General features: G+C 61.1%; 15 protein-coding genes. 9 read left to right on the top strand and 6 right to left on the bottom strand.

The window, feature by feature from the left end:
* Window positions 1–82: 82 nt before the first annotated feature.
* Window positions 83–1852 carry a tetratricopeptide repeat-containing sulfotransferase family protein gene (locus tag SAS01S_RS17900; protein ID WP_066812148.1) on the bottom strand — a complete coding sequence of 590 codons (1770 nt, stop codon included), beginning with the start codon at window positions 1850–1852 and terminating at the stop codon, window positions 83–85.
* A gap of 89 nt (window positions 1853–1941) precedes the next feature.
* Window positions 1942–5094 (bottom strand): TonB-dependent receptor domain-containing protein, encoded by a 3153-nt coding sequence (locus SAS01S_RS17895; protein ID WP_245656989.1) that lies wholly within the window; start codon window positions 5092–5094, stop codon window positions 1942–1944.
* 1435 nt (window positions 5095–6529) lie between these two features.
* Here SAS01S_RS17895 and SAS01S_RS17890 point away from each other — a divergent pair.
* The 3 genes from SAS01S_RS17890 (at window position 6530) to SAS01S_RS17880 (ending at window position 9728) form a co-directional block, all read left to right on the top strand.
* Window positions 6530–7195 carry a TadE/TadG family type IV pilus assembly protein gene (locus tag SAS01S_RS17890; protein WP_084239176.1) on the top strand — a complete coding sequence of 222 codons (666 nt, stop codon included), beginning with the start codon at window positions 6530–6532 and terminating at the stop codon, window positions 7193–7195.
* Window positions 7189–7863, top strand: a complete 675-nt coding sequence (locus tag SAS01S_RS17885; RefSeq protein ID WP_066812145.1) for a TadE/TadG family type IV pilus assembly protein — start codon at window positions 7189–7191, stop codon at window positions 7861–7863. The genes SAS01S_RS17890 and SAS01S_RS17885 overlap by 7 nt, the downstream gene beginning before the upstream one ends.
* A 98-nt stretch (window positions 7864–7961) precedes the next feature.
* Complete coding sequence (locus SAS01S_RS17880; RefSeq protein WP_066812143.1) at window positions 7962–9728, top strand: pilus assembly protein TadG-related protein; 1767 nt, start codon at window positions 7962–7964, stop codon at window positions 9726–9728.
* Here the strand turns inward: SAS01S_RS17880 and SAS01S_RS22295 are convergent.
* Window positions 9722–9871 carry a Tad domain-containing protein gene (locus SAS01S_RS22295; protein WP_245656990.1) on the bottom strand — a complete coding sequence of 50 codons (150 nt, stop codon included), beginning with the start codon at window positions 9869–9871 and terminating at the stop codon, window positions 9722–9724. The two genes, SAS01S_RS17880 and SAS01S_RS22295, sit on opposite strands and share 7 nt — an antisense overlap.
* A 16-nt stretch (window positions 9872–9887) precedes the next feature.
* Between SAS01S_RS22295 and SAS01S_RS17875 the strand changes: the two genes are divergently transcribed.
* Together SAS01S_RS17875 and SAS01S_RS17870 are read left to right on the top strand one after the other, a co-directional pair.
* The gene (locus SAS01S_RS17875; RefSeq protein ID WP_169804982.1) at window positions 9888–10544 is read left to right on the top strand and encodes a squalene/phytoene synthase family protein; all 657 of its coding nucleotides are present in this window, start codon (window positions 9888–9890) and stop codon (window positions 10542–10544) included.
* Between the two features lie 72 nt (window positions 10545–10616).
* The gene (locus SAS01S_RS17870) at window positions 10617–11111 is read left to right on the top strand and encodes an EF-hand domain-containing protein (protein ID WP_066812141.1); all 495 of its coding nucleotides are present in this window, start codon (window positions 10617–10619) and stop codon (window positions 11109–11111) included.
* On the opposite strand, the gene trmFO is transcribed toward SAS01S_RS17870, so the two are convergent.
* Window positions 11108–12424 (bottom strand): methylenetetrahydrofolate--tRNA-(uracil(54)-C(5))-methyltransferase (FADH(2)-oxidizing) TrmFO, encoded by a 1317-nt coding sequence (trmFO, locus tag SAS01S_RS17865; protein ID WP_066812150.1) that lies wholly within the window; start codon window positions 12422–12424, stop codon window positions 11108–11110. The two genes, SAS01S_RS17870 and trmFO, sit on opposite strands and share 4 nt — an antisense overlap.
* A 78-nt stretch (window positions 12425–12502) precedes the next feature.
* Between trmFO and SAS01S_RS17860 the strand changes: the two genes are divergently transcribed.
* Together SAS01S_RS17860 and SAS01S_RS17855 are read left to right on the top strand one after the other, a co-directional pair.
* Window positions 12503–13186: a lysoplasmalogenase family protein gene (locus tag SAS01S_RS17860; RefSeq protein WP_084239170.1), complete on the top strand. Its 684-nt coding sequence runs from the start codon at window positions 12503–12505 to the stop codon at window positions 13184–13186.
* The gene (locus tag SAS01S_RS17855; protein WP_066812140.1) at window positions 13161–13592 is read left to right on the top strand and encodes a DUF488 domain-containing protein; all 432 of its coding nucleotides are present in this window, start codon (window positions 13161–13163) and stop codon (window positions 13590–13592) included. Before SAS01S_RS17860 ends, SAS01S_RS17855 begins: the two co-directional genes overlap by 26 nt.
* Window positions 13593–13630: 38 nt before the next feature.
* On the opposite strand, the gene SAS01S_RS17850 is transcribed toward SAS01S_RS17855, so the two are convergent.
* Together SAS01S_RS17850 and gyrA are read right to left on the bottom strand one after the other, a co-directional pair.
* Window positions 13631–13981: a DUF952 domain-containing protein gene (locus SAS01S_RS17850; protein WP_066812137.1), complete on the bottom strand. Its 351-nt coding sequence runs from the start codon at window positions 13979–13981 to the stop codon at window positions 13631–13633.
* Window positions 13978–16764, bottom strand: a complete 2787-nt coding sequence (gyrA, locus tag SAS01S_RS17845) for a DNA gyrase subunit A (protein ID WP_066812135.1) — start codon at window positions 16762–16764, stop codon at window positions 13978–13980. The genes SAS01S_RS17850 and gyrA overlap by 4 nt, the downstream gene beginning before the upstream one ends.
* 258 nt (window positions 16765–17022) lie before the next feature.
* Between gyrA and SAS01S_RS17840 the strand changes: the two genes are divergently transcribed.
* Together SAS01S_RS17840 and SAS01S_RS22645 are read left to right on the top strand one after the other, a co-directional pair.
* Window positions 17023–18300 carry a tetratricopeptide repeat protein gene (locus SAS01S_RS17840; RefSeq protein ID WP_066812132.1) on the top strand — a complete coding sequence of 426 codons (1278 nt, stop codon included), beginning with the start codon at window positions 17023–17025 and terminating at the stop codon, window positions 18298–18300.
* Between the two features lie 567 nt (window positions 18301–18867).
* Window positions 18868–19059: hypothetical protein (locus SAS01S_RS22645; protein WP_245656988.1), on the top strand; the 192-nt coding region annotated here is incomplete at its 3' end.

The following is a 19059-nucleotide window of genomic DNA, read 5'->3' as shown; positions in this document are numbered from 1 at the left end:
CCGGATCATTATCGGTATTGATCCTGCCGACGCACAATTGATGGGAAAGGGTCGGCGTTGCCGACCCTTTTTCGTTTGGGCTTCAGCCGGCCAGGGCCGCCTTTAGCTCGTCGAGCCAGGGCTCGTAGTGGCGCCACAGGTCGAAGGCATCGCGGTTGATCGGCTGGCGGACCTGCTCAGAGCTCGCCGTGCGGACCGGACGAGCATTTTCGTGAGGACGCAAACACGATTCCTCGAACGACAGACCCAGATAATCCAGTAAAGCGCGGATCTCACGTTCGGGATCGGCCACCAGCGATTCATGCTGAACGCGATAGACGAGGCCGGGCAGCGTTTCGTCAAAATGGTCCATTGCCCGGACGTAATCGCGATAATAGCTGCCAAGATCCTGCATCGAATAGGCGAAGGTCTGCCCTCGCGAGAAATGTTGGCGAAAATTCGAGAAGCAGCAAGCCATCGCGTCGCGCCGCGCATCGATGATCTTCGCATTGGGCAGGATGAGATGGATCAGACCGAGGTAGCGCCAATTATTGGGCAATTTGTCGATGAAGAAGGGTCGCGACGTTTTACGCTTTGAAGCCGAATTTTCGACATAGCGCTCTCCGAGCGTTCGCACCTCTTCCGCTGTCAAATCAGCCACCACGGCTGGATATGCGGCTGCCTTGTTCTGCCAGTCCCTAGCGACCAGCGATTGCACGATATGAGGGATGTCGGGCAATTCCGACGTGCCTTCGATTTGCGAGTGGCTCGCCAGGATCTGCTCGATGAGCGTGGAGCCGGCGCGCGGCATGCCAATGACGAAGATCGGATCCCGTCTTTGGCAGCCCATACCGGCATGTTCTGAGAAGAAGGCGGATGTGAATAGCGCCATCGAGCGATCGACTTCTTCCGACACGGCGCCCCGATCATGCGGAATCAGGTCCAGCCTCAGCTTGTTCCCTTCGGCATAATGACGGAACGAGGCTTCCCATTCGCGGCGATCCTCCAGCGCCTTGCCCAACGCGAAATGGAGGTACAGGCGCTTGGCTGGCGCGACCAAGCGATCCAGCGACCGCCGCATCATCGCGAGATCCTCGGCCTCGACCTTGTTCGCCTTCAATTCGGCCAGCGACCACCAAGCTTCCGCGAGTTCAGGATTGAGCGCTGTGGCGCGACGATAAGCGGCAACCGACTCGCTTTGTCGACCCATCGTCTTCAGCAAGTGCCCGTACCAGAGCCAGATTTCGGGGTTGTCGTCGATGATGGCGAGAAGCTTGCGATAGGTTTCCGCCGCGGCGTCGTAACTGCCGGTCTGCGCGAGAATGTCGGCCTTCGTGGCCGCTGCGACGATCACCTTTGGATTGTCGGCGATGACGCCGTCAAGCGTCGTAAGGGCATCGTCGAGACGACCTTGCGAGAAGAAGGTGAGTGCCAGACTCACCTTGGCATCTGGATAGTCAGGCGCGATGGATACCGCCTGCCTCAGCAGCCGCTCGGCTTCAGGATGGATTCCCAGCGTGGTCGCGATCTCGGCCAGCATCATCGCGGCGACGACATCGTTGGGCGAGCGAGACAATGAAGTGCGCAAGATGCGTTCTGCGGCCGCGAGATCATTTGTCATGATAGCGGTCCGTGCCGACTGGATGTCGGGCGACCGCAGCGTCGACTGGATCGCGGCGAGATCGGCCTTGGCCGCCTTTTCCGCGAGCCCCAGTTTGCGCAATGCTTTGCCCAATAGCCGCAGCGCCTCGGGCTGGCCGGGAGTTACTTCAAGAATTGCCGTTGCCTGTTCGACGGCTGCAACGGGATTATGATCGAGCAGTAGCACCCCATTCCGGAGCGCGGCCTGAAGGGAACCTGTATCATCGCGCATGGCATCGTCGATGCCAGCAAAGAGGGGTGTTCGCCACAAGAAAGGGGCCGGGAAAATCCCGGCCCCTGAGTATAGATCGTAGAGAAAGATCAGAACTTGGCGACAACACCCGCATAGAAGAAGCGGCCGACATTGTCGTAGATCGCGCTGCCGAAACCAGTGCCAAGGGTTCCCAGCGGCGGCTTGGTGTCGAGCAGGTTGTCGACGCCGACATAGAAGTTGAACTTTTTGTTGGCATCGATCTGCAGGCGCACATTGTGCAGATAGGTATCCGGATAATATTTGATGTCCGAATAGTCGGTCTCGGACGCCGGAATGCCATTGACCTCATGCAATGCCGCCCAGGGAGCAACCGTCATCTTGCCGACATAACGCAGCTTGTAGCCGAGTGTGATCGGGCCCTTGTTGAGATCCAGGTTCCAGCTGAATTCGTCGAACGGATAGCCGAGCGTACCCAATTGCTGGGTACGGAAGTTCGGGTCGGTGGCGTCGAGATACGTATCGTTACGGAAATTGTGCGTGTAGAGCAGCCGCGTCGACACATTGGCGATATCGCCAAACTTGTGTTGGTAACCTAGCTCTATGTCGAGTCCGCGCACCCGCAGTTTTGCGTAATTGAGCGGAATAACGTGCAGGCTGCCCTCCAAGATACGGCCTGGGATTTCTCCGGACGGGCCGGTTGTGCCCGCAGGTCCATTATACCGCTGGAAAAGCGAGCAGAACTGATTGTTGATGCCCGACTGATTATAACAGGCATCGATGACGTCCTGGGCGCCCAACGAAGCGATTGCGTTATTAACATTGATGTCGAACCAGTCGACCGTCAGCGATAAGCCGGGTACCCACCGCGGAGTGATCACTGTGCCGATAGTGTAGGAGTCAGAGGTCTCTGCCTTGAGCTCTTTGTTGCCGCCCGAAAAATAACCCATCGTTTGAATATAGTCATAGACGAAGTTCGCGGGCACGCCTGCAGCCTGGCAATTCTTTGCAACCGTCGAGTTCGGGTTTTGCGAATAGTTCGAGCATGGATCGCTCACGAACTCATAGTTTTGGCCGAACCCGCTGTAGAGGTCGACCAGTGTCGGCGCGCGTACTGCACGCGAGTAGTTCGCCCGGAAACGGATGTCGCGGACTGGCGACCATTCCAGGTTGCCATTATATGCCCACACCGAACCTGCATTACCCTTGTAGCTAGCATAACGCGCTGCGCCGCTCAGCGTCAGTTCGTGGAAGAACGGTACGTCCTTGAGAATCGGCAGGCGAAGCTCCCCAAAGATCTCCTTCACCTCGAATGCCGGGGCACTTAGATCGGGAATGGCGTTGTAGAACGTCAGGCCGGCCTTGGTGTAGTCATCCTGCTTATACGATGCCGTCTCGCGACGATATTCTGCACCAAGTGCGATCCCGACCGGACCGCCGGGCAGATTGAAGAAATTGCGCGTGTCGCCGCTCAGGAATGCGTTGGCGACAAACTGGGTGATGCGGCCCTTGGCCACCGAGTTCTGCAATATGTAGCTTCTCGCCGCGTCGCTCACATTGCCGGTCCCGAATAGGTTGACGGGCTGACAGGCTGCCACATCGGCAGCCAGATGAGCGGCAGCAAATGCCTGGTTGGCTGTCTGCGCCTCGAGAGCAATGCGTGCAGCGGGGTCGACCGTTGCACGGCAAACAATATGGCCGTTGGCTGTGCCGGTCTTGAATTGCCCCTCGTCAACCGGATCGATAGCGAGGAGGAAGCGCTGCAGATTCACATTGCCGAGAATCTCGTTCTTTTCATCAAACCGGCCATAGTTGCCGGAAACTTCGTACGACCAACCACTGCCGAGTTCACCACGGACGCCGGCGACGATGCGATAGGTTTCGCGACGCACCCGCTCCTGCCGATTCGTGAGGCTGGTCGCGTTTTCATTGAAATAGAACGGTTGGTGCGCATTGTTCGCCACGCCGTAATAGTCCGTGAGGAAAGTGCGCGCCTGCGAACTGAGATAGGGGTTGTCGGTGTAGAACACTTCGCGCGGCGAGCCCGTCACGCCGCCGTTGAAGAAGAAAGGACCACTGGCGCTGCCCAGCACGTCTGTGCGGACATATTTCGCTTCGATGAAGGGCACAAATGCGGGCGATATTTCGAAGTGCCCGAGCAGGTTAGCGCTGTAGCGATCTTGTTTCGGCAGCAGGCCGAGCTGCGTCCCGTCCCGGAAGTTGTCGCCGTTGCCACCAAGAAAACTGCCGTACGAGGTGCCGATGCGCTGATTTCCAGTGGTTGGCGTCAGGGTACCGTCCGGGTTGAAGTGATATGAGCAATAATATGAATGGTTGGCATCGAACGGACCGCATGCGTTGCCAAGGAAGGTGCCGCCGTTGCTGTACGTCGCGCTGCGAATGTCGTTAGAGAACACTCGGTTCGGCTTACCGTCATTCTTCTTGGTGTCGACGGTGACGAAACCGTTGTTGACTCGATAGTCCTCGCGGTCGCTGGCGTAGAAGTCGCCCTGATGCGCATATTCCAGGTTGACCGCGATGTTTCCACGGCCGCCGGCGAAGTTCTTACCGGCGAGCAGGCTCACGAAAGAAGACGGCGCGTCGCCATATTGGCTGATGCCGCTCTGCGCGCGCATCTGGACGCCTTCGTAATGGTCCTTGAGGACGAAGTTCACCACACCGGCGACGGCGTCCGAACCATAAACCGCCGAGTCCCCGCCGGTGACGACGTCGACGCGCTCGATCAGATCGGACGGGATCGTGTTGATGTCTGGCGAGGACGCTTCGTTGAGGATGTCGCCCGCGACATGGCGGCGTCCGTTCACAAGGACCAGGGTCCGCTGCGTTCCGAGGCCGCGAAGGTCGAGCAGGCTCAAGCCCGAGGTCCCGAGGAAACGGGTCGAGTTCGACTGGCTGAACGTGCTGGTCAAAGCCGGCAGTTCGTTGAGCACGTCACCAACCGACGTACTGCCCGTCTTGAAGAATTCTTCGCCGGAAATGCTGGTTACGGGGACGGGCGAATCCAGATTGGGGCGGCGGATACGCGAGCCCGTGACGACGATTTCACCCGATTGATCGGAGGCCGTCGGCGCAGTCGCCGTCGGAGGGCAGGGTGCATCCGCCGTCGGCGTGCTGCCGTCCGGACATAGTGTCTGGCCGCCAGCCGCAGCCGTTTGCGCCGACGCCTGGCCAGCGTACAGCATGCCAAAAACGAGGACGGCGGAAGTGAGTGCCGTCGACGCGTGAAGACCTTTCATGCGCATAAGAGCCCCTATTTTTGTTCGTTATGGCAACCGTCTTGCCACAAAAAAAATATCGGGTTCAAGAGAGGGCGGGTTCGCGTCTCATGAAAGTGATAGACTGTCTCAAATTGGCCACACTAGTCTTTGTGATACAATTTGCGACATATCGATACAAATTGCGACAAATTGCCCGGGGCAAAATAAAATACCCATGTGAGAGAACATACGATATAGAACAGGTTGAATTATTACACCGGCGTAGGCGACAACGATGACGTTAGACTTTGTGAATCATTCTCCGATCATGGTTGCGACTGGTAACGATGACTGGAGAATTGGTCAATTTTTACGCGAATCAGTGATGAGCGACGCGGCAAGATCAAATTCGCGAGCCGCTTACCTCTGAATATCTAACGATGGCGGGGCCAGGTGAAAAACAGGGTCCAGGGTTTTCACCCCGCGACGTGGCCACCTAGACCGATCGCACTGCGGCTCGATTGGATGGGCTAGGCCGAAACTAAGACAGTCACTAGGCCGGATGGCTATTGTCACCCCGTCTCGCCAAGTCCGTCACCATGACAGCCTTGCCGTCGCGATCGCCTCAATTGAACAACGCGGTAAGCGCCGCGGGAGCTGTCATCGTCCGTCGTGATTTCGTAATACAGCCCGCTCCACGCACAGGACAGCAGCGCGGGTCTGATCTTGTCCGGCGCCGTCAAATAGGGCGTTTTGACGTTGGTGATCGACCGGGGGTCGGGCGCGGATTCAGGCAGATATTTGGCGTATAACACCATGATCCGGACGCCACGCGCCCCTGAGGGGGCTCCTCAGCTCAATTCATCGCGCATGCCGTCAGCGATCAGGAAGGATCGCCTGCGGTGTGCCGTCGGCCACTTTGGTTCCGTTGCCGGGGACGAGGGGCAAGGTGGCGAGCGCGCCGGTGAATGCCGCGCTGAATTGGTCCCGGTATCGTTGTCGCCGACATTGCAGATGCGCTGGTTGTTTCAGCAATAGAGCGGGACCTTCGCATCCGCGACGTGTGATTTCACGCGGGTCGGGTCGCTGTCGACGTTGAAGCCTGCCACGATCGTCGTCATCTACCGTACGCCACCACGTTTCCCTGCCGGATCGATGAGGGATTGCGCTGTAGAACTGGAGCCGCCCACCGGGCTGCCCCATCTGAGTGGTTCATCGCAGGCTTGTGCCTGACTTACCGGCGCTGAGCGAGTAGCGGCGGGAACCGACGCGACGCCGTCCGGATCGGGGTTTCCGATCACTGTTCCACCCATCTCGTCCGTTCGCATATAGACAGGATTGTTGTCGTTTTTCCGTAAGTGCCCCATCGTGGTTGGCGGCACGACGAAGGTGATGGCGACCATCTCGCTTGGCGTTGCTCGTTGTTCACAGATTCTCAACCTTCACGGTGGAAAATGCCCGTGAGGGAGCATGCGTGGCGATGTTGGGCGGGATCAATGGTGCGCTGAAAGGTGTGTGTCGGTTTGGCACGAACCTGTGGCGTGACCGTAAAGGTGTGACCGCCCTGGAGTTCGCGATAGTCGGCCCCGTCTTTTTGGCACTGCTGCTCGCGATCTTATACACGATGCTCATTTATTTGGCACAGCAGATGCTCGAGACAGCAGCCCAAAGCGCTGGGCGCTTGATGCTGACCGGTGCGGTTCAAACCACGCAACTTGCCAACGGTCACGTCGGCATGACGGCGAGCGACTTCAAGAACGCCATCTGCAACGGTTTTTCCGGCACGGGGCCGAATGGCCAGGCGATCAGCACGCCCTCCATGCTGCCGTCGATGCTCTCGTGCTCGCGGCTAACGGTCAACGTTACCACCGTAAGCGCCTATAACGTGTCCAACGCCTCTTCGCCGACGTTCACCTACGACAGCAATGGCGTCCTGACTTCGACAGGCACGGGCTACAATTATCAGGCGAGCGGCGCCGGGCAGAACCGTATTGTCGTCCTGCAACTGATTTACCTGTGGCCGACAGGAAAAGGACCGCTCGGTCTCGACCTGTCAGATCAGCCGAATGGCAACCGCAAACTTGTGGCGACCTCTGTGTTCACGACCGAGAACTACACCTGCAACACGTCGCAAACCTCATGCTGAAGCGTTTCGCACAGAATGCTCGCGGGGCGGCGATGGTCGAATTCGCGCTCGTCTTGCCCGTGCTTTTTCTCCTGTACGCGGGCGGATGCTGCCTGTCGGATATGATCGCGTGCAACCGTAAAGTGACGGTTGCGACCCGTTCTCTGGTCGATCTCGTCAGCCGGACAATGTCTCCCACCGCCCTCTATAACGATCCGAACAGCGCGAATGCGAAGTCCTACCTCAGCGCTAGTGCCGTCGTGCTGTCGCCCTACAAGCTCGACGTCGCGACCGAGCAGATTTCGCTCCTCAGGGTCTGCGACGCTTCACATGCCTATGTGGTCTGGACCCAGGCTCAAACGCAGAACGCCGACGGCAGCATCGTTGCTAACGCGACCCCTGACCAGGTTGAAGGCACGCTCCCGACCAACGAGGCGCAGGCGGCCAACACGGTCGTTTCGATCCCGACCAACATGATCACTTTGCCGATGATACCGACCTCGCCCGACAGCTCGAACGTGTGTGGAAACCTTGCTGCCGGTATCAGCAACAAGACCCAGGTCGGCACGGCCGGTGGCTGGCTGTACAGGGGCAAGATCACCTACAACTTCACACCGGTGATCAGCTTCGTCCCGATCCAAACAACGGCGCTGACGAAAACCATCTACATGGTTCCCCGCCTTTATTAGGTGCTTATATGATGCGGAAACTCCTATCAGCGACGGCTGCGGCAGCATGGGTCAGGCTCCTTCGTCGGCTGAAAGCCGACCAGAGGGGAGGGGTCCTGATGATCACGGGATTCGCGCTCATTCCGCTGACCTTCGCGGTCGGTTTCGGTATCGACTATGCTCGCGCCTTGAGCCTCCAGACGCAGTTGGACGCCGCTGCCGACGCTGCCGCCTTGGCCGCCGTCGCACCCTCCATGATCCTTCAGTCCAACACTGCGTCGACATCTGCTGCAAACAACATGTTCACTGCGCAGGCAAGCCTGCTGACCGGATACCGGAATCTGCAGATGACTCCCACGGTTTTAGACGGCGCGTCAGGGAGTAGCGGCGCTCTGGGCTATCTTCGCAAAGCCACCGTCACCTACACGGCAGAATCAATTAACATCTTTGGCGGAATCCTCGGAGCGCCGACTCTGACGATCAAGGGAACATCCACGGCAAGCGCCGCACAGCCGCCCAATGTCGATTTTTATCTGGCGATGGACAATTCGCCATCGATGCTCCTGCCCGCGACTTCCGATGGGGTCAGCAAAATCATTGCGGCTACGAAATCACCGTGGAAAACCGAAGGCTGTGCATTTGCATGTCACGCGCAGCTTCCCAAGCAAGACGCCATCTACATCAGGGACACGCTGCAGCGGCATATCCTTCTCTCGACTGGTTATTATACCGCGGGATCATCGACGAACAGCGTATTCTACCGTTGGGATTCAGCTGCGAACCTGGTCTATGACAGTTCAGGAAATCTCATGACCTCGACCTCCACGTCCGTGTCAGGACCAACGAGGACGACGTCCGGCGGAAACTATGTCGATACAACAGTTACTACAGTGTCGGTCACTACCTACACGGTTACCGACAGCAGCTCCGGTCCCGCCACTGTGTACAAGAAGGTGACTTCCACTCCCACTACAAAGAAGGTGTCTACGCCCGTAAGCGGTGGCAGTTCGACTACTACCACGACCACAGGAACCGCAACGTCAACCAGCAGCGTTTATGACACCGGATATTGGGCGGACGGCTATTGGCTCACGCACAATTATGGAACGTTATACGGCAGTCCCGCGAGCATCACCTTGCGCAAGGATGATGTCGTTGCAGCGGCATCGCAGCTGATCCCGTTCGCCGCGAACCAGGCCAGCCAGTATCATGTGACCTATCAGGCACAGATGTTCTCGTTCGACTGGACGCGAGCTGGTGACTCCTCGCCCGTCAAAACGCTCAATTCCCTCGCTAACGTCGCATCCTATGGTAGCGGTTGGTCGGCTGCTTCAGTATTTCCTGCTGACGATTACTGGTGGCAGAATTCGCAACCCGCCAAGGGCGCGAGCAACAACGATCAATCCACTGAATTCACCAACATGCTCACCATGATGAAGAATACCATTCCCACCGCGGGAACCGGCGCACCTGGAGCAACGCCGCAAAAGATATTGTTCATCATTTCAGACGGCATGCTGGACCAGCCGAACGGTGGCGGACGCTATTTCGGGCCGATGCGGAGTACCGATCTGGCCGAATGCACCGCGATCAAAGCCAAAGGGATCAAGATCGCCATCCTCTACACCCAATATCTGCCGGAATCGCTCGCAGGCGACGGCTGGTCACAGACGAACGTAGCTCCATTCCTGCCGCCCCCGCCTTCGCCTTACCCGGTCGGCGGTGCGGGGAGCTCGGATCAGGTCGTTACGGGGCTGCAGAGTTGCGCGTCGCTGGGCATCAATGGTGCGCCACTGGTTCAGACGGTGACCGCCAATGATAACATTACCACCGCTCTCCAGCAGCTCTTTTCAACTGCCCTCCAAACCGCTCGATTGGTTCAGTAAGGCGCGGATTTAAAATATCGACCGGATGATGGCTGGGAGAGGGCGCGCGCATCACAAGTATGCTGAAGTCGCGACTTGACGACGTAGCGGCGAGCCATATCGATGCCGCCACCGATCAATCCGGCCAAAGGGGTGCGTGCCATCGCCATGAGCGCAAGCGTGTTGCCGCGTACATCGGTGGTTACCAATCCCTGGCTTGACCTCGCGTTGAGTTACGCCCCGGACAAGTCGCGCGCGGCGCTGGACGCGCTGTTCGCGCTCGACACCGCGCTGGGCAATGTATTGCGTACGACTCGCGAACCGTTGGTCGGGCAGATGCGGCTCGCCTGGTGGCGCGAGGCGCTGCAGGGTCTCGACGCGTCCAGCGCGCCCGCCGAGCCCGTGCTGCAATCCCTGGCCGACGCGGTCCTGCCGCTGGGGATTACCGGGCGCGCGCTCAGCGGGATGGTGGAGGCGTGGGAGCCGTTGCTGGGCGATATCGGAACTGGGTCGATCGACGATCATGCGCGCCTGCGCGGGCGCGCGCTGTTCACGATGGCCGGGATGGCGCTCGACGCGGCACCGGATGACCCGGTTGGAAACGCGGGGGAGGGGTGGGCGCTGGCCGATCTCGCCGCCAATCTCAGCGATCCGGCGCTGGCGAGCCAGGCGCGGGAGCGAGCCGCCACCATGCTCGCCCAGGCTCGCCGGCCGCGATGGGGCAGGAATGGCCGGGCGCTGGGCGCGCTGGCGCTGATCGCGGGTCGGCAACTGGACGGACCTATTCCGCCGACCTTCATCCTTCGGCTCGCGCGGTTTCGGCTGACCGGCAGATAGCACCAAGATGGAGGGATTCGGTTTTCTCCGCCTTTCGAGCGCGCTAGCGTGAGGTCAAAGGAGGAACGAGCGATGTGGCGATATCTTGCGGGGTTGGCGGCCGCCATCTTGTTGGTGGTAGCGGGAATGACATTTCAGGCAATGCGATCGCCGCCCGCGGCGACGCTTGCCGCCATGCCGGTGGCCGCGGCCGGAACTGCGACGCCGGACGGACAGGCGACCAGTCCCGCGGTCCCCGAGGCACTGCCCGCCACGCGCGAACAGAAACGGTTCGATCGCTACGACAAGGATCGCAACGGCTCGATTACCCGCGACGAATATCTGGCGGCGCGGCACAAGGCCTTCGCCAAGCTCGACGTCGATAACAACGGCACCTTGTCGTTCGACGAATGGGCAGTGAAAGCCGAAACCAAGTTCGCGCTGGCCGACAAGGACAAGTCCGGCGCGATGAACGCGAGCGAATTCGCCACGACCGCAGTCAAGCGCAAGTCCAAGCCGCGGCCTAACTGCCGCCCGACATCACCTGCTCCGGCGCCGGTGGAGGATAATCGCGAGGAGGATTCCTAAGCGGCCAGCCAGCCGGCAAGGGCGGCGCGGGCCCGTTCGGTATACATCTTCTTGCGGTCCGCCTTTTTCGTGCGACCGATGATTGGCGGGAACAGGCCGAAATTGACGTTCATCGGCTGATAGGTCTCGGCCTCGGCCGCGCCGGTAATGTGGTTGAGCAGGGCACCCAAAGCAGTTTCGACGGGCGGCGGAGGCAGGGCGTCACCGCGCAGTTCTGCCGCCGCGAAACGGCCCGCCAAGAGGCCGACTGCCGCGCTTTCGACATAGCCTTCGCATCCGGTGATCTGGCCGGCGAAGCGGATATTGGGCCGCGCTTTCAGCCGCAGCGTCGGGTCGAGCAATTCGGGCGAGCGGATGAAGGTGTTGCGGTGCAACCCGCCCAGCCGCGCGAACTCGGCGTTTTCTAGGCCCGGGATGGTGCGGAACAGCCGCACTTGCTCGGCGTGTTTCAGCTTGGTCTGGAACCCGACGATGTTCCACAAGGTCCCGATGGCATTGTCCTGGCGCAGCTGAACCACGGCATAGGGCCATCGCCCCGTTCGTGGATCGTCCAGCCCAACGCCTTTCATCGGCCCGAAGCGCAGCGTCTCCGGCCCGCGCTCCGCCATCACCTCGATCGGCATACAGCCCTCGAAATAAGGCGTATCCTTTTCCCATTCCCGGAATTCGGTCTTGTCGCCGTCGACCAGCGCCTGGACAAAGGCGTGATACTGGTCCTTGTCGAGCGGACAGTTGATGTAATCCTTGCCGTCGCCCTTGTTCCAGCGCGACTGGAACCAGGCGGTCTCCATATCGATGCTGTCGCGATGCACGATCGGCGCGATCGCGTCGAAAAAGGCGAGCGCGTCGCTGCCGGTCGCCGCGCCGATGCTGGCCGCGAGTCCGGGCGCGGTGAGCGGGCCGGTCGCGACGATCGCGAGACCGTCATCGGGAAGCGCGTCGACGCGTTCGCGAACGATCGTGATGTTGGGATGCGCCGCCAATTGCGTGGTGACACCGGCGGAGAAACCGTCGCGGTCGACCGCCAGCGCCGACCCCGCCGGCACCTTGTGCCGGTCGCCCTCGCTCATGATGATCGAGCCCAAGGCGCGCATCTCGGCATGGAGCAGCCCGACGGCGTTGTTCTCGGCATCGTCCGAGCGAAAGCTGTTCGAACAGACCAGTTCGGCCAGGCTGTCGGTGTGATGTGCTGGCGTCATGTCGCCGCTGCCGCGCATTTCGGAGAGCTTCACGCGCACGCCGGCTTCGGCCAGCTGCCACGCCGCCTCGGATCCGGCCAGGCCGCCGCCGATGATGTGAATGTCATGAGTCATGGCGCCGGGCGATAGCCGCGCCGACGCCGGATGACAAAGCATGTTGCCGATATCGACCGGTGGGGCCATCACATCGTCATGACGAGGATATCGACGAAGCCCCGTGCGACATGGCTGCTGATCCTGGCCATATTGGCCGGCCTCAGCTTCTGGTTCGTCGATCAGCATACCATAGCAAGGTTGCCCTGGATCGCCTGGAAGGGCGCGGCGGTCGCGCTGTTGACGATCTGGGCGGCGCTCAATGCGCACGGGCGGGATGGCTGGCTGATCACCGCGGTCTTGGCGTTGGGGACGCTGGGCGATGTAGTGCTCGAACTGAGTGACGTGGGAGGCGGGATCTCATTCCTGGCCGGGCACGTCACCGCGGCGATACTCTATTTGCTCCATCGCCGCACCAAACCGACGCCCAGCCAGATTGGGTTGTCGGTGGTCTTGTTGATCGGTGTGCCGCTCATCGCGTTCCTTCTGCCCGCCGACCGCACGGCCGCGCCGGGAATCGCGGTCTACGCGACCGCGCTCGCGATAATGGCGGCGAGCGCCTGGTTGAGCCGGTTTCCGCGCTATCGGGTCGGGCTCGGTGCAATATTCTTCGTCGCGTCCGACTTGTTGATCTTCGCCAAGATGGGGCCGCTGTCGGGCTCGCCGATCCCGATCTTCCTGATCTGGCCGCTCTATCTAGGCGGCCAATTGCTGATCGCCTGGGGAGCGGTCACCACCTTACTGCGTTGGAAAGACGATGAAGATCTTCACCATCGGTTATGAAGGCACGACGATGGATGCCTTCCTCGCCACATTGCGCGAGGCAGGAGTCGAGCAAGTGATCGACGTCCGCGCGCTTCCGCTGTCGCGCCGGCCGGGATTTTCGAAGAACGTCCTGGCGGCAACGCTGAAGGACAGTGGGATCGGCTATGTCCATCTCAAGGCGCTCGGCACGCCCAAGCCGGGCCGCGATGCCGCCAAGAAGGGCGACTGGCGGACGATGGAACGCGTCTATGCCGGGCAGCTTCATTTGCCCGAGGCGCAGGCCCAGGCGGCGGAGCTCCGTGACCTCGCCGCCGAAAAACCGTCGGCATTGCTCTGCTTCGAGCACGATCCCAAACATTGCCACCGCACTATGCTGCTGCGCGAAGAAGGCGAGGGGTTCGAGGTGGTTGATTTATTGCCTTGATTTGAACTCCCTCTCCCAGTGGGAGAGAGAGAATTACGTCAGCCCGCGACGGGCAGCTTCACCGTTCCATCATCATCGCGCTCGAGCTCGCCATAAGCGACCACCACCTCAAGCGGCATGGCGCCATAGATGTGCGGGAACAGCGCGCCACCGCGCGATTCTTCCCACCGGACGCTGTCGCCGAGCGCCGCGAGGTCGACCGCCGCGACCCACAGGTCCGATAGGCCGGCGAAATGCCTGTCGACCGTCTCGGTCAGCTGATCGCGGGTCGACAGATGGATAAAGCCATCGGCCAGATCGATCGGCGCGCCCGCGAAAGCATCGGCTTCGAGCGCGCGCATCTGATCGGCGGTCAGTACCTTATAGGCAAGGGCCGGGCGGTCGCTCATTCGCCGTCGGCCGGGCCCGCCGCGCTGTCGTCGGCGGTATCGGCACCGGGATCGGGCGCGACTTCGCGCTCTTCGCCCGCGGTCAAATCCGCCTCGGCATCGCCTTCGGTCTCCTCGATCCGCGCGGCCGAGACGACATGTTCGTTCTCGGCCACGTTGAACAAGCGGACGCCGGCGGACCCGCGGCCAATCACGCGGAGGTCGCCGAGCGACATGCGGATCAGCTTGGCCTGGTCGGTAACCAGCATCAATTGATGTCCCTTGGTTGCCGGGAAGCTGGCGACGACTGGGCCGTTGCGCGCGATATTGTCGATATTGGTGATGCCCTGGCCACCACGGCCGGTGCGGCGATATTCATAGGCCGAAGACAATTTGCCGTAACCGTTGGCGCAGACGGTCAGGATGAACTGTTCCTTGGCCATCAGTTCTTCGTAACGGGCATCGCTCATCTCGCGCGGCTTGCGCACGCCCTCGACATCCTCGCCCTTCCACGCGGCGTGGCGGAGATAATCCTCGCGCTCCTCCTGATCGTGCACGCCGACGCGGTGCAGGATCGATAGCGAGATCACTTCGTCGCCATCGGCCAGCCGCATCCCGCGCACGCCGGTCGATGCACGGCTCTGGAATTCGCGGACATCGTCGCCGGCGAAGCGGATCGCTTTGCCCTGGCGTGTCGCCAGCAGAACGTCGTCGCTTTCGTCGAGCAAGGCGACGCCGATCAGCCGGTCGTCCTCATCCTCGCCCTCGAACTTCATCGCGATCTTGCCGTTCGACGGCACGTTAGTGAACGCGTCCATCGAGTTGCGGCGCACCGACCCCTTGGCGGTCGCGAACATCACGTGGAGCTTGCCCCACTCATTCTCGTCCTCCGGCAGCGGCAACACGGTCGAGATCGTCTCGCCCTCGGCCAGCGGCAGCAGGTTGATCATCGGCCGGCCGCGTGTATTCGCGCCGCCTTCGGGCAAGCGCCACACCTTCATCCGATAGACGCGGCCAAGCGTCGAGAAGAACAGCACCGGCGTGTGGGTCGAGGTGACGAACAATTCGGTGACGACGTCCTCGTCCTTGGTCGCCATGCCGGCGCGGCCCTTGCCGCCGCGAGCTTGCGAGCGGAACGTGTCGAGGCTGGTGCGCTTGATATAGCCCTGCATGGTCACGGTCACGACCATGTCCTCGCGCTCGATCAAATCCTCGTCCTCGATACCGTCGGCGGCACCGGCGATCTCGGTCCGGCGCGGCGTGGCGAATTCGGCGCGCACCGCGGCCAGTTCCTCGCGCATCACCTCGTAGAGGCGAGCGCGATTGGCCAGGATTTCGAGCAATTCGGCGATCGAAGCGGCGAGCTCCTTGAGCTCGTCGCCGATCTCGTCGCGGCCAAGCGCGGTCAGGCGATGGAGGCGCAGATCGAGGATCGCGCGGACCTGAAGGTCGGACAGGCGATAGCTGTCGCCAGTGACCTCGACATCGGTCGCCTCGACCAGCCGGATATAGCCCGCGATTTCGGCGATCGGCCATTCGCGCATCAACAGGGCGCGGCGGGCTTCGGTCGGGCTCGACGATCCGCGGATGATGCGGACGACTTCGTCGAGATTGGTGACCGCGATGACCAGGCCGAGCAACAGATGCGCGCGGTCGCGTGCCTTGGCGAGTTCGAACTTGGTGCGCCGCGTGATGACCTGTTCGCGGAACTGGATGAACGCCTGAATGAAGTCCTTGAGGTTGAGCAGATCGGGCCGGCCGCCGCGGATCGCCAGCATGTTGGCCGGAAACGAGCCCTGGGCCGGCGTGTGGCGCCATAATTGGTTGAGCACGACTTCGGGAGTGGCATCGCGCTTCAGGTCGATGACGATCCGCACGCCTTCGCGGTTCGATTCGTCGCGAATGTCGCTGACGCCTTCGATCCGTTTGTCCTTGGCGGCCTCGGCGATCTTTTCGACGAGCGCGTTCTTGCCCTGTTGATAGGGGATTTCGGTGAGGACGATCGAACGGCGATCACCGCGTCCTTCTTCGAGCTCATGCCGCGAGCGCAGGATGATCGAGCCACGTCCGGTCTCGTACGCCGATCGCGCGCCGGAGCGGCCGAGGATGATCGCGCCGGTCGGGAAATCCGGGCCCGGTACATATTCCATCAGCTCTTCGGTCGTGATCGGCGCCCCGCCACTTTCCGCGCGATCCATATACGCGAAGCACGCGTCGATAACCTCGCCCAGATTGTGCGGTGGGATGTTGGTCGCCATGCCGACCGCGATGCCGCCGGCGCCATTGACCAGCAGGTTGGGGAAGCGCGCCGGCAGGACCGACGGTTCGCTTTCCGATCCGTCGTAATTGGGAACGAAGTCGACCGTATCCTTGTCGAGATCTTCCATCAGGAAGCTTGCCGACTTGGCCAGGCGCGCTTCGGTGTAGCGCATCGCGGCGGCGGGATCGGGATCCATCGATCCGAAATTGCCCTGGCCGTCGATCAGCGGCAGCCGCATCGCCCAATCCTGGGTCATGCGCGCCAACGCCTCGTAGATCGAACTGTCGCCGTGCGGGTGATATTTACCGATCACGTCGCCGACGATGCGCGCCGATTTGCGATACGGCCGGTTGTAGAAGAATCCGCTTTCCTGCGCGGAGAACAGAATCCGGCGGTGAACCGGCTTCAGCCCGTCGCGCACGTCGGGCAGCGCGCGGGCGACGATCACGCTCATCGCATAATCGAGATACGATGACTTCATCTCATCGACGATGGAGATGGGGGTAATGTCCGAGGGGTCGGCGAGGACGGTCTCGTCGGTCAAGTTTTGGGGTCTTTCAGGTGATGTTGCTGTTCGATGACGACCCTAGCGGCTGATGCAACCGATGTCACGCGCGCGCGTACGCGCGCGTGAGGGCGCAATCCGGTACCAGCCGCTGCCCGAGCGGCCATGCGGGTGCAATTTTCCATTCAATCCGCATTCAGCCGGTTTCGGCGATTTGCCCCGCTACGCGCCTTGAACCCCCGGCGCCCGCTGATTAGAGCGGTGGGGAAGGGTTTCCCCGCCCATGAGGAGAGATTGATGAAGAGCATTTCGACGGCCGCCTTCGCCGCGGCGATGGTCGCCGGCGCGACCGGGTTGGCCTTTGCGCCGCCCGCTTTTGCCAAGAAGAAGGAAGAGGCCCCGGCCGGCCCGCAATATACCCAGGCTGTCGCGGTCGCCGCGAACAAGGCCAAGGCCGCGTTGCTCGCCAAGGATATGGCGACCGCCGAGGCCGCGGTTGGCGAAGCCGAGGCGGCGGCCAAGACCGACGACGACAAATATATTTCGACCTTCCTGCGCTATGCGCTTGTGTCGCAGAAAATCGCCGATTCCTCGGCCGGGACCAACGGTGCGTTCGATCCGGCGCCGATGATCGCCCCGCTCGACGCGCTGATCGTCAATCCCAAGACGCCGGCGGACATGCTGCCCAAGTTCGAATTCAGCCGCGCGACGATTGCCTATGACAACAAGGATTGGGCGCGCGCGAGCCGGCTGTTCCAGCAGGCACAGCAGCACGGGTCGACCGAAGCGAACCTGCCGCTCTATCTCGCCAAGTCCAAGGTCCAGGCAGGCGATGCCGCCGGCGGCATGGCCGACCTCGAAAAGGTGGCCGCGTCCGGCAAGCAGTCGGAGGACATCTACAAATACGGCATCGCGCAATCGGCCGCCGCCGGCCTCAAGCCGCAGACCATCGTCTGGCTGAAGCGCTGGCTGGTCGCTTATCCGACGTCGAAGACCTGGCGCGACGCGCTCGGCTATTACGCGCTGACCCAAAACCCCGTCGCGAAGCTCGACAAGAAGCAGATGATCGACGTGTTCCGGCTGATGCGCCAGACCAAGTCGCTCGCTGACCAGAATTATTACGAGGAATATGCGCAAAAGGTGATGGACGTCGGCCTGCCCGACGAAACCAAGGCGGTGATCGCCGAGGGCAAGGCGGCGGGCAAGATCCCCGGCACCGGCAATTCGAACATCCAGGCGCTGGTTACCAGCTCGAACAGCCAGGTCGCGGCCGAGGGCTCTTTCGCCGGGCTCGAGACCAAGGCGGCGGCGTCGGCCACCGGCGCGCTGTCGGCACAGACCGGCGATGCGTTCCTGGGCCGCGGCGACTATCCCAAGGCGATCGCGCTCTACAAGCAGGCGCTGACCAAGGGTGGCGTCAACAATGATGAGGTCAATACGCATTTGGGCATCGCCCTGGCGCTGTCGGGCGACAAGGCCGGTGCCAAGACGGCGTTCGCCGCGGTGACCACCGCGCCACGCAGCGACATTGCTGGTTTCTGGTCGACCTGGATCGACAGCCCGCCGACCGGCTGAGTCGAGGCGATCGAATGAGAAAGGGGCGGCTGGCGACAGCCGCCCTTTTTTTTATGCGCTTGCAGTCCTAGGGCGGAAGGTTCGTTTAGGGGTTTTTGCACGTGGCACCGTAATTACGCAATTACCGGTGGATCACAGAAGGGCTGGACGAATTGGCCGCACGCGCCGTCGTGCCGCTTATCACGGCCCGCCTGCTGTGTTGTAAGGAGGATGGTAGCATCGACAGATGAATGAAGCGGGAATCTTTGGCGGTAAGCGTCGTATGGTATCGCCCATATGGCAGAAAGTGACCTACTACTACTGGCCAATTTGGCTCCGGCTGCGGAGCGGCTTTTAAGCTCTTAAGGAAGTCAAGGTAATAATTTTGAAACGCCAAAAGGAATATGTCCAAAATGGATGTATCTTGTCACCGTAATGTCATTTCCGATCATCGTTGAATGAATTACTTGACGTGATCTAAGGCTCCGGGCAGCTCTATTGCCCAAAGCAGTCCGGCTCTGGCCGCGATTCGCTAAGTGGGGGGCGGCGGCTTTGGGCAGGCGTTGGCTGGGACTTATTTTCGCTGCGTTGGCAGCGATCGTCGTTGTTGCGCCATCCGTCGCGCAGGAAACGACGACCTACACGTACGACGCTCTTGGGCGCCTCATAACATCGTCGATTTCCGGTGGCCCGAACAACGGCACGCAGACCGGCACGAACTTTGATCCCGCGAGCAACCGGACGAATTACACCGTAACGGGAACCCCAACTCCTCCATCG

It is taken from the genome of Sphingomonas asaccharolytica NBRC 15499, assembly GCF_001598355.1.
Classification (GTDB): Bacteria; Pseudomonadota; Alphaproteobacteria; order Sphingomonadales; family Sphingomonadaceae; genus Sphingomonas; species Sphingomonas asaccharolytica.
This window is presented reverse-complemented; position numbering and strand designations above follow the sequence as displayed.